At 71.4% G+C, this 11900-nt stretch carries 5 protein-coding genes; 4 read left to right on the top strand and 1 reads right to left on the bottom strand.

Annotated elements, in window-relative coordinates:
* Positions 1-27 precede the first annotated feature (27 nt).
* Entirely contained in the window at positions 28-987 is a 960-nt protein-coding gene (locus ACFWPT_RS00125) for a helix-turn-helix transcriptional regulator (protein WP_363366734.1), read from the bottom strand.
* Positions 988-1436: 449 nt separating this feature from the next.
* Between ACFWPT_RS00125 and ACFWPT_RS00120 the strand changes: the two genes are divergently transcribed.
* The 4 genes from ACFWPT_RS00120 to ACFWPT_RS00105 all read left to right on the top strand — a co-directional run bounded on the left by ACFWPT_RS00120 (position 1437) and on the right by ACFWPT_RS00105 (position 11757).
* Positions 1437-2054, top strand: a complete 618-nt coding sequence (locus ACFWPT_RS00120; RefSeq protein WP_063349784.1) for a papain-like cysteine protease family protein — start codon at positions 1437-1439, stop codon at positions 2052-2054.
* A 4-nt stretch (positions 2055-2058) separates the two neighbouring features.
* On the top strand, positions 2059-2919 hold the full coding sequence (locus tag ACFWPT_RS00115; protein ID WP_380478297.1) for a hypothetical protein: 861 nt from the start codon (positions 2059-2061) through the stop codon (positions 2917-2919).
* 424 nt (positions 2920-3343) lie between these two features.
* The gene (locus tag ACFWPT_RS00110) at positions 3344-11362 is read left to right on the top strand and encodes a ricin-type beta-trefoil lectin domain protein (protein ID WP_380478295.1); all 8019 of its coding nucleotides are present in this window, start codon (positions 3344-3346) and stop codon (positions 11360-11362) included.
* Positions 11359-11757 carry a hypothetical protein gene (locus ACFWPT_RS00105; RefSeq protein ID WP_380335826.1) on the top strand — a complete coding sequence of 133 codons (399 nt, stop codon included), beginning with the start codon at positions 11359-11361 and terminating at the stop codon, positions 11755-11757. Before ACFWPT_RS00110 ends, ACFWPT_RS00105 begins: the two co-directional genes overlap by 4 nt.
* Positions 11758-11900: the final 143 nt, after the last annotated feature.

The following is an 11900-nucleotide window of genomic DNA, read 5'->3' as shown; positions in this document are numbered from 1 at the left end:
CTCAGGGCCGCGCCCCACGTCCACGCCTCAGGTCCACGCCCAGCGGATGCCCGCGACCCCGGGCCCCAGCGCGGTCGCCACCACGTGCGCCAGGTGGTGGCTGTCCAGGGTGAGGTCGGCCAGGCTGTCGTCCGGACCCTCCGAGTCACTCGCCGTGAACCACTGGCACTGCACCGGGAGTTCGCCCGGATCGAAGCGCACCCGCAGGACGTAGTGGTCCGCCGGGAAGCGGAAGGCCGCACGGTAGCGGCAGCACTCGGCCGCGCTGTGCGGGCGCACCTCGAAGGAGAACACCTGGGTCTCGGAGCAGTGCAGCGAGCGGTCGAACAGCAGCTCCGCGAGCACCACCCGGGCCACCGGATCCCGGCGCACCCGGCCCAGCCGGCAGCTGTCCCCCGCCACGATCTCGACGGCCCCCTCGTCCACCCCCTCGTCGCAGTCGTAGATCAGCAGCGCCCGGTCGACCCCGTCCTGACGGGCCCGGACCGCCACCATCGAACTGAGCGCCGCCAGTTCACGACGCGGCCCGACCGTCACCGTCGCGTACTCGGTGACCACCTGGAGCTTCCCGGCCGCCGGGCTGTCCAGATCCGCGAGCAGCCCGCCCAGATCACCGGGGGTGCGCACCATCTGCGGGTACGGGCGGGGCCCGCCGCCGTCGCGGTCCGCCCCGCCGCGCGGCCGCGGCGCACCCAGCAGGGCGGTGAGCGCGTGCGCCGGCAGCCCGAGGATCTCCTCCAGCGCGGCCACCACCCGTAACGACTCCGGGCGCTCCGGCCGGCGCAGCCCGCGCTGCCAGTAGCTCAGGGTCGTGACGGCGATCCGCAGTCCGCGCTCGGCCAGCCGGCTGCGCAGCCGCTCCAGCGGCAGCCCGCGGGCCTCGATCGCGGTGCGCAGCGCGAGGCCGAAGGGCCCGCTCCGCAGCGCGGCCAGCACGGCGGCGCTCTCCGGGGCAGCACCGGGCGGCGGTTCCTGACGACTGGCCATCGGGGCTCCCGGGGCTACTGGCCCGGCCGGCGCGCGGCGGCGGCGGGGCCGAGGGGACACGGCGGCGGTGCGGGGGGCGAAGGGTGCGGACGGCGGCGGTACGGAGGGAGGGGGACGCGGTACGGGGGGACGCGGCGCGCTGTGAAATTACCGGCTTACCCCGGCCGCGTCCATATCCGGGAGCCCCGCTCCCGGCCACCCGTCTGCGGCGCAGCACCTCCGCCGCACCGCCCCTCTTCACAGCCCCGTTCACAGCACCGCCCGCTCCCCTCCGGGGGGTCTGGGAGCGGCCCGGCGGGCTGCCTACGCTTCCTAGCAACCCCGGTCCGGGCCCGCCGCGTCGGCCGCGCGGCAACCCCCCACACAGCACACCCCCACACAAGGCACACCCCAGGGCGGCGCCGGGTGCACACGGAGCCGCCCGTGCCCCCGCACGAAGGAGTTCCCCCATGAGCGGACCCATCCGTGGGTCGTCCCTGCGCGCCGCACTGGCCGCGCTGTGCATGCTGGCCGCCGTCGTGACCACCGGCGCCGGCACCGCCGCGGCCTCCCCCCAGGCCGCCGCCGGCAGTTCCCAGACCTTCGCCGCCAGTTCCCGGCTCAACATCTCCATGCAGGCGCAGGAGCAGGACCAGTGGTGCTGGGCCGCCTCCGGCAACACCATCGCCACCTTCCTCGGCCACGGCACCGACCAGAACTCGTTCTGCGACCTCGCCTACGGCCAGGACACCTCGTACCAGTGCCCCAACCAGCCCGGCCAGCTCTCCTGGGTGCAGAACGCACTCTCCGCACTCGGGGTGTCCCCCGGTCAGGAGACCGGCGCCCTGTCCTTCAACACCATCGTCAGCGAGATCAACGCGGGCCGGCCGATCGAGACCGGCATCTCCTGGCTGGCCGGCGGCGGGCACGCCCAGGTCATCTACGGCTACGACCAGAGCAACAAGTCCATCTACTGGGGCGACCCGTGGCCCAGCAGCAACCGCTACAACCTGGCGTCGTACAGCTACTACGCCGGCTACAACGGCCAGTTCAACTGGAACGACTCGCTGTACCGGATCGGGGCGTGACACGATGACGCACTTCCGCGCCCCGCGCGCCCTCGCCGCCATCGCCCTCGCCGGCAGCGGACTGCTCGCCGCCGCCCCCGCCCTCGCCGCCACCCCGGCCACGGCAGCCGGCGTCCCGTCCGCCCCGTCCGCCCCGTCCGCGGCCGACGTCACCGCGGCCGCCGCGGCGGCGAAGGCCGCCCCCGTCGTGCAGACCCTCGGCGGGTTCTTCGCCCACGGCTCCGGCCAGGGCTCCTCCGACGCCCGCCAGGCGCAGGCCGCCGCCCCGGCCCGGGTGGTCGGCGACACCGTCCCCGTGTACTACCTCAACCCGGACTTCGTCGCGGCGGCCTCCGCCGGGGCGCCGGTCGCGAAGTTCGCGTTCATGGCGACCGAGGCCGACGCGGCCGACGGCCGCAAGGCCTCGGTGTGGACGGCCCCCGACCCGCACGACAGCAGGTCCTGGGCCGAGATCAACATAGCCTCCGGCAGCGACGAGACCGACCACGCCGCCGCCGCGGCAGCACTGGGCCGCGGCGCCGTCGCCTTCGAGGAACCGCAGATCCGGGCCTGGTACGCCCTGGTCGACGGCCAGGTACGGCCGCTCAACCCGGACGCGGTCCGGTCCGTGGGCGACGCGGGCATCACCCTCGCCCAGTACCAGCAGGTGGTCCACGACCGGTACGCCGACAAGCTGCCCGGCACCGACTACGCCAAGGCGCACCTGCTCGGCGGCTTCGACCGGGGAACGGCCCCCGTCGCGGCGCCGGCCGGCGACTCCACCCCGACCGCCGCCCTGCTCACCGGGGCGGGCACCCTCCTCGCCGCCCTCGGACTCGGCACCGCGCTGCTGCGCCGCCGCCGGGCGGGCCGCAGCACCGCCTGACGGCACCGCCGTTCGGCTTCCACACTGCGAACGGCGCTGACGGCGGGGCACCTTCGGGTGTCCCGCCGTCGGCGGTTTGCGACGGAAAGCCCGCACGGTAATTGACGGCACATCAATTCTTAATTCACGACCATCCGGGCCCTTTCGCGCACGCGATCGGGGTCCCTCTTCGCATCTCGGACACCTCGCCCACCTGGGGTGATGTCATCGAAATGACTCCATTTCTCACGACTCCTCAGCGTAGGCGATCTGTTACGCAATCGTCATCCTGATTGGTCGCTGGGAGTCAGCTGGGGGTGAGAGATTGTGCTTCGGCTTCGATCAAGCCATTCAAAACAATGCACATCTCTTGAGAGAGTCTTTGATGAAACGACGGTCTCGGGCCTCGTCCGCTTTTGCGGGCGGGGCCTTCTCTACGCGTCGGATGCGCCCCGTATCAGCGCTCCTGACGCTCGGCCTGCTGGTGCAGGCCGGTGTGGTGGTGGACGCGGTGACAGCCGCTCCGGCCACCGCCGCACCCGCACCCGCCACTCCGCCCGCCGCTCCGGCCACCGAGGCACCTGACGAGGCTTCGGCGCTGCTCTCGGCCCGGCTGCAGAAGCGGCGGATCGAGGTCACCAACGCCCGGACGGAGTTCACCACCCTGTGGGCGAACCCGGACGGCACGCTGACCTCCGACCGCTCCACCGGGCCGATCCGGATGAAGGTCGGCGAGGCCTGGGTGCCCGTCGACACCACGCTGGTGCAGACCCCGGACGGCAAGGTGGCGCCGAAGGCGCACCCGGGCGGGGTGGTCTTCGAGGGCGGCGACGCCGGGGTGACGGTCGGCGACAGCCTGCCGGGCGCCGCGATACCGACGGCCGCACCGAGCACTGCTCCGGCCACGGCTCCGAGCGCCGCGGCCACCACTGCGCCGGCCACTGCGCCGGCGACGTCGCCCAGTGCGATACCGACGGCCCCCGCTTCCGCGTCCCCGTCGTCGTCCCCGTCGTCGTCTCCGTCCGCCTCGGCTTCGGCTTCGGCTTCGGCCGAAGCGAACCGGGCCTCCCGCAGCGGCGCCCGCGCCGCCGCCCCGGCCGCCGACCCGCAGTCCACCCCGGCCGCCCCGGTCCCCGCCGAGCGCGAGCTGGTCAAGATCGGCTCCGGTGAGCAGCAGGTCAAGTTCGGCTGGCTGGGCAAGCTGCCCAAGCCCAAGCTGGAGGGCAACAAGGCCACCTACGTCAACGCCCGCCCCGGCGTCGACCTGGTCCTCGAAGCCACCCGGACCGGTTTCGAGCAGTTCCTGATCGTCAAGGACCGCTCCGCCGTCGCCCAGACCGGCACGGTGACGCTCCCGCTGGACACCACCGGGCTCACCGTCTCGCCGCAGCAGGACGGTTCGATCCAGCTGCTCGACAAGGCGACCGGCAAGGCGACGGTCAAGATCCCGACCCCCGTCATGTGGGACGCCGCGGTCGATCCTGCCTCGCAGGAGCACCTGAACCGCGGCCCGGTGACGATGGAGGTGCACGGCCAGGGCTCGGACACCGAGCTGGTGTTCACCCCGGACGCCGCCTTCCTCGCGGACCCGAAGACCCAGTTCCCGGTCACCATCGACCCGGTGGTGGACGTCGGCACGACCTTCGACACCTACGTCCAGACCAACGAGAACATCGACGCCTCCTCGTCGACGGACCTCAAGCTGGGCAGCTACGACGGCAAGGTCGTGGCCCGGTCGTTCCTGACCGTCCCGGGCGGGTCGTTCAACGGCAAGCAGATCCTGGGCGCCACGCTCAACCTCGCCAACCATCACTCCTCGTCCTGCATCCCGAAGCAGTGGGAGGTCTGGAACGCGCCCGGCGCGGCCTGGTGGACCCGCTGGGGCAACCAGCCCGCGATGGAGCGCAAGTGGGCCACCTCGAACGACACGTACGACGTGGCGAACGACGGTGACACCCACGACTGCTACGCCTCCGACGGCACGTTCTGGGCCAAGGCCGACGTCACCGAGATGATCCGGTACTTCGCCGGGTTCGGTCACAACGAATACGGGTTCGCCCTCAAGGCGGCCGACGAGTCGAGCAACCTGTCCTGGAAGAAGTTCAGCTCCGCCGAGGGCTACTGGCCTCCGTTCCTCTCGATCACCTACAACACCGTCCCGGCCACCCCGGCGACGGTGGAGGTGCAGCCCTCGCAGCAGGGCAACCCCCGCTACACCTCGGACGCGAACCCGCGCTTCCAGGTGCAGGCGGCCGACCCCGACGGCGACCCGCTGAAGGTCTACCTGGACCTGTGGCGCGGCGGCACGTTCATCGGCAGCATCGTCCGGGACACCCCGAACGGCGCGATCGCGACCGTCCGCCCCTCCGACTACGGCATCGCCAAGCTCGACGAGGGCGTGCAGTACACGATCTGGGCCATGCTCGACGACGGCAAGTCCCGCTCCGGCTGGGTCGGCACCAACGTCATCGCCGACACCGTCAAGCCCGGTACGCCGTTCGTGAGTTCGGCGGACTACCCGGCGGACGGGCTCTGGCACGGCACCGCCAACCAGGCCGGGTCGTTCACCTTCTCCCCCGCCCCGGGCACCGACGACACCGCGGCCTACGTCTACACCCTGGACGGCGGCACCCCGGTGACGGTCGCCGCCACCGGCGCGCTGACCACGTCGATCACGCCGACCACCGAGGGCCGGCGCGTGCTCAGCGTGCAGTCCAAGGACCGCGCGGGCAACCTGTCCCCGCCCGCGACGTACACCTTCCAGGTCGGCCAGGCGGGCATGAGCTCGCCGGTCAACGGCACCCAGTCCGCGAAGCGCGTCAAGCTCGCGGTCGACGCGCAGGCGCAGTTCCAGCGCGTCGTCTACCAGTACCGCCGTGGCCCCGGCGCCGCGGAGTACAACGTCCCGCGCACCAACCTGACCAAGGCGGACAACACCGCGGTCACCGAGGACAAGCCGCGGCTCGCGGACCTCGGCCCGCACGCCAACTGGAGCGTCCTCGACACGCTCGGCCAGGTCGGCGGCGTCGTCCAGGTCCGCGCCCTCCTCTTCCCCGAGGACGGCTCCGGCAACGGCTACGCCACCGTCTGGAACACCATCACGGTCGACCGCAACGCCGACGGCGCGACCGGCGCCAACATCGGCCCCGGCTCGGTCAACCTGCTCACCGGCGACTACTCGACCGACGTCACCGACGCCGACGAGCGCGGTCTGTCGGTCAAGCGCACTGCCTCCTCACGTGACCTCGGCCGCGGCTGGCAGCCCCAGGGCGAGCGTCTGACGCTCAACCAGCGCCAGGTCGGCACCGACCTGACCGGCTTCACCGCCGGACAGGCGACGCTGTCCCGCTCCACGGTCCGCGGCCACGACAACTCGCCCGACTCGCTCCTGGTCGTCCCGGCCGGCTCCGGCTGGGACTCCTTCGCCGCGCTCGGCCCCGAGTACACGCTCGGCCAGGGCATGCAGCCCGGCAAGACCTACCGGCTCACCGGCTGGATCTACGTCCCCGGCGCGACCGGCCTGGACAACCCGCTGGCCAACCGCGGCCTGCGGATGGTCGGCGTCTACCGCACCCCGGCCGGCTACGGCGAGACCGCCTCTCCGAAGGCGTCGTTCACCGACGGCTGGCAGCAGCTGACGCTGGACCTGACGGTGCCCAAGGACGCCACCGAGGCCTGGTTCCGCCTCTACAACGGCAACACCGCCGGCAGCGGCAAGGAGGTCTTCTTCGACGACCTGTCGCTGAAGGAGATCGTCGCCCCGTTCGGCCCGCAGTGGGCCGGCGGCCCGGACGCGGGCACCGGCTCGGACTACCGGGCGCTGTCCTTCCCGCAGTCGGACCTGGTCGAGATCAAGGACAACGACGACACCTCGCTGACCTTCGCCAAGGGCACGGACGGAACGTTCTTCCCCGAGCCGGGCGCCGAGTCGCTGTCGCTCAAGGCCGTTCCGGCCAAGTCCGGTGCGATCGTCCTGTCGACCAGCGGCCAGTGCCTGGAGGTCCCGAACGGCGCGGCCGGTAACGGCGCCCGGCTGCAGCCCGCTCCGTGCACGGGCGCGTCGAACCAGCAGTGGACCCGCGGCGACGACCTGACCCTGCGCCTGCTCGGCTACTGCCTGGACAACCCCTGGGGCCAGACCGGCAACGCCACCCCGCTCACGCTGTGGGGCTGCAACGGCGGCGACAACCAGCAGTGGGAGGTGCGCACCAACGGCACGGTCATGAACCGCCACTCGGGCCAGTGCCTGGACGCCGACAAGGGCGCCTCGATCTGGGTCTGCTGGGCCGGCCCCAACCAGGTCTGGGACATCCAGACCGCCGGCACCGCCTACGAGCTGAGCGAGCTGGACGGCTCGAAGACCGTCTTCGCCCGCCAGGCCGGTTCGAACATCTACCAGGTGGTCAGCGAGACGGGGCCCGACGCGGCCTCGACCACCCGCTACCAGTACGACACCACCGACGGCCGCTCGCTCGTCAAGCGCATCGTCCCGGCCGTCGAGCCGGGCATCGACGACGTCAACGGCTGCACCGTCGACCCGCTGCCGCGCGGCTGCGAGGTGATGGAGTACGACTACGCCAAGGTGACCACCGCCACGGCCGCGACCCCGGGTGACTACCTGGACCGCGTCCGCGGGGTGAAGGTCTGGACGTGGAACCCGGCCACCTCCAAGCAGGAGGCCGTCGAGGTCGCGCACTACTCGTACGACGACCGCGGCCGCCTCACCCAGGTCTGGGACCCGCGCCTGGCCACCCCGCTGAAGACCGCCTATGGCTACGACGACGCCGGCCGGGTCACCCGGATCGGCAGCGCCGGTGAGCTGCCGTGGAACTTCGACTACGGCAAGGCGGCGGCCGACCAGGACCCTGGCCGTCTCCTCAAGGTCCGTCGCGGCATGCTCGCGCCGGGCAGCAAGGACCAGGTCACCGGCGAAGCCGCATCCAGCGTCGTCTACGACGTGCCGCTGACCCGCGGCGCCGGCGGTCCGTACGACCTGGCGGGTGCGGACGTGGCCAAGTGGGCGCAGACCGATGCGCCGACCGACGCCACCGCCGTGTTCGGCCCCGAGGACGACCCGGGCACCAACACCGCCTCGGCCGCCAAGCCGGGCCCGGACGCCTACAAGTCGGCCTCCATCCACTACCTCAACGCCTCCGGCAATGTGGTCAACACCGCAATCCCGTCCGTCACCCCCGGTGGTGACATCGACACCAAGGAGTACGACCGCTACGGCCATGTCGTGCGCGGTCTGGGGGCGGCCAACCGCTCGATCGCGCTGGGCACGTACCCGGATGCGGACAAGTTCGCCGCCGAGCTGAACCTCCCGGCGGACTCCGCCTCCCGCGCGCGCCTGCTCGACTCACGTACCACGTACTCCGCCGACGGCCTGGACGTGACGGAGACGCTCGGTCCGGTCTACCGTGCCTCGCTCGCCGAGCAGGTCAACGGCCAGACCAACCCGGCCGTCGTCACGGCCGAGGCCGAGAAGCTGCCGCAGCTCGGGACCAACGCCAAGGTCCAGATCGACAACGACTGCTGCGGCGTCACCTGGTCCGGCGGTGCCCAGCTGGGCATCCGCGGCACGGCGGCGGGCGCGTTCGACGCGATGCGCGTCACCGTTCCCGAGGAGGGCGAGTACGTCCTCTCCGGCCAGCTGACGAAGAACAGCGACCACGGCGTCATCCAGTGGGCGATCGACGGCAAGGACGTCGGCCAGCGGATCGACACCTACAGCGCCAGCGGCGCAGTGGCCCCGTACACCACCGGCGCACCCGTGAAGCTCACGCGCGGCGACCACGAGCTGAAGCTCACCGTGGTCGACACCAACGCGGCCAGCGGCGGCGAGCGGTTCCACACCGGCATCGACACCGTCACCCTCACCAAGGCGACCGTCAACCCGACGCTCGCCGCCGGGACCCCGGTCGTCGCCCGCGACCACAACACCAACACCTACGACGAAGGGAAGCCCGACGGCCAGACCTACCACCTGGTCACCACCGCGACCGACGGCGCCCGCATCGACGGCTACGCCGACGACGTCGAACTGCGCGTCACCAAGACCGGCTACGACACGCCGATCGGCGGCACCTCCGGTTGGACGCTGAAGGCGGCCACCTCGGTGACCACCGACGCACTCGGCGCCAAGCTGACCGCCTACGTCAAGCTCGACGCCTCCGGACGGGCTCTGGAGTCCCGCAAGCCGGGCTCCACCGGCAATGACGCCGGGACGGTCAAGTCGGTGTTCTACACCGCCGGAACCAACCCGGACGACGCCGCGTGCGCCAACCGCCCGGAGTGGGCGGGCCTGCCCTGCGTCACCATGCCGGGCGGCGCCGTCACCGGGGCGGACGCCTCGCGGATGTCCACCACGCTGCCGGTGAAGCGGGTCACCCGCTACTCCGCGTTCAACGAGCCTGAGGAGACGACCGAGACCAACGCGGGCAAGTCCCGCAAGACCGTCACCGTCTACGACGCCCTGGACCGGATCGTCTCGACCGAGATCACCTCGGACGAGGGCAAGCCGCTGCCGAAGGTCACCACCGAGTACGACCCGGCCACCGGTGACATCGTCAAGACGACCGCCGGCGGCAAGTCGCTCACCCGCGTCCTGGATGCGCTCGGCCGTCTGATCTCCTACACGGACGCCGACGGTGCCACCACCACCACCGAGTTCGACCGGTTCGGCAAGCCGGCGAAGGTGAGTGACCAAACCGGGTCCACCACCTACGCCTACGACCGGGCGAAGGAGCCGCGAGGGCTGGTCACCTCCGTGACCGACAGCGTGGCGGGCGAGTTCACCGCCAAGTACGGTCCGGACGGCCAGCTGGTCGAGCAGACCTACCCCGGCGGGATCGTCCGCAAGGACACCTTCAACGCCGTCGGTGAGGCCACCGGCCGCACCTACACCCGCACCTCGGACAACACGGTGGTCTGGGCCCAGACCACCGACATGTCCACCCAGGGCCAGGTCGCCAAGGACACCAGCTCCACCGCCACCCGCTCCTACCAGTACGACCGGCTCGGCCGGCTGGTGAAGGCCGAGCAGACCACGGTCGCGGCCGGCTGCGTCACCCGCCAGTACGCCTTCGACGCCCACTCCAACCGCCTGTCCAAGCAGACCTCCCCGCGCGGGGCGGCCGGCGAGTGCAGCACGGCCGGGGCCACGGCGGAGAACCACACCTACGACAGCGCCGACCGGCTCACCGACCCCGGCTTCGTCTACGACGCCTTCGGGCGCACCGTGAAGACGGCCACCGGCGCGACCAACACCTACTGGGCGAACGACCGCGTCGCCGCCCAGGAGAAGGGGGACACCAAGCAGGAGTGGGCCGTCGACGCCGCCCACCGCCTGACCGCGTTCACCACCAGCAAGAAGCAGGCCGACGGCTCCTGGGCCAACGCCACGTCGAAGCTGAACCACTACAGCGACGACTCCGACGAGGTCCGCTGGACCGTCGAGGACACCGCCCAGGGCACCCTGACCCGCAACGTCTCGGGCCCGGACGCCGATCTGACGGCCACCACCAGCAAGACCGGTGACGTCCAGCTCCAGCTGACCAACCTGTTCGGCTCGGTGGTCGTCACCACCGATACCGCGCTGACCAAGCCGGTGGTGCTGGACTTCGACGAGTTCGGCATCCCGCAGGACGGCCAGGCCAACGTCCGCTACGGCTGGCTCGGCGGCAAGCAGCGCTCCGCAGAAGCCCAGGACGGCGACATCCTCATGGGTGCCCGCCTCTACAGCCCGGCCCTCGGCCGCTTCCTCCAGATCGACCCGGTCCCCGGAGGCAACGCCAGCCCGTACGACTACTGCACCGGCGACCCGGTCAACTGCACCGACCTCGACGGCAACTGGGGCATGCCCAAGTGGTTGAAGAAGACGGTCGAGGTCGTCGCCAAGGTCGCCGAGGTCGCCGCCTACATCCCCGGCCCCATCGGCGCGGTGGCAGCAGCCGTCTCCTCGGTCTCCTACGCAGTGGCCGGGGACACGGCGAAGGCCGCCGAGATGGCGGTGGTCGCGGTGGCTCAGGTCGTCGGCGGTGGAGCCGTTGCCAAGGCCACCATCACAGCGGTGAAGGCCGTACGGGCCGCGGCTCGGGTGGATCGGATAGCGACCAAGGCCAAGGTGGTCTACCGATACGCGCGGATCCAGAACACGGAGGCCAAGGCCCGCTACGCCAGCAAGTTGGCCGACAAGTACAATGGCGGCAAGAGCCGGGTGATCGTCGAGGGCCGGAAGACGAAGTGGTACTACGACCTTCGTGGGAAGACCCACACCAACAAACTCGGTGGCGGGAAGACCGAGAAGGTCCCGACCCCGCACAAGGTACCGAGCTACCGCGAGCCCCGGGCACCGAGCGGCTGGGGTCCGCTCCAGCGGAACAACACCCAGCGCATGACCTGGCGTGACATCGGACGGGCCCAGTTCCATCTGATGAAGCCGAAGAAGAAGGGAATCAAGTGAAGGCCCGATTCAGCGGTCTGGAGGCATGGGAGGCCCCGGGCGACTACGTCGAGCTCGACGTGCCGGGCGGCTTCATCGACCTCCACAACGACTGCGAGCTTCACGGCGTCGCCCTGGTGGGCTACCCCAAGGCGACGGTGAGCCTGGAGTTCAGGCACCCGACCCGCGGTCGCTTCGCGCTGGAGTTCCACGACGCCGGCGAACTGGTCATGCAGCAGACCGCGGTGAGCTCGGACGGCTGGCAGGGTGACCCTCCGGAGGAACCGGACGGGATCGACACTGTCACGTACTACGAGTACGGGGCCGACCTGCCACCGGTGTTCGAGATCGTCGCCTCCACGCTCCGGCTGAAGTTCCGGGCCTGGGAGGTGGCGCTGCGGCCGCTCGCGGCGTAGCACCGAACTGAGGGAGCCCCCGGCCTCCGCGATCGGCCGAGAGCCGGTCGCGGGGGCCGTTCCACGTTCTGCCGTGGCCGGTCACCGTGTCACTGGACGCGCCTGGTAGAGCGGGAATCGACCTGCAGAGTGGAGGCAGTTGG

This window comes from Kitasatospora sp. NPDC058478 (assembly GCF_042720345.1).
In the GTDB taxonomy this organism is placed as follows: Bacteria; Actinomycetota; Actinomycetes; order Streptomycetales; family Streptomycetaceae; genus Kitasatospora.
The sequence above is the reverse complement of the archived record's forward strand: the minus strand, read 5'-3'. Positions and strand labels throughout refer to the sequence as shown.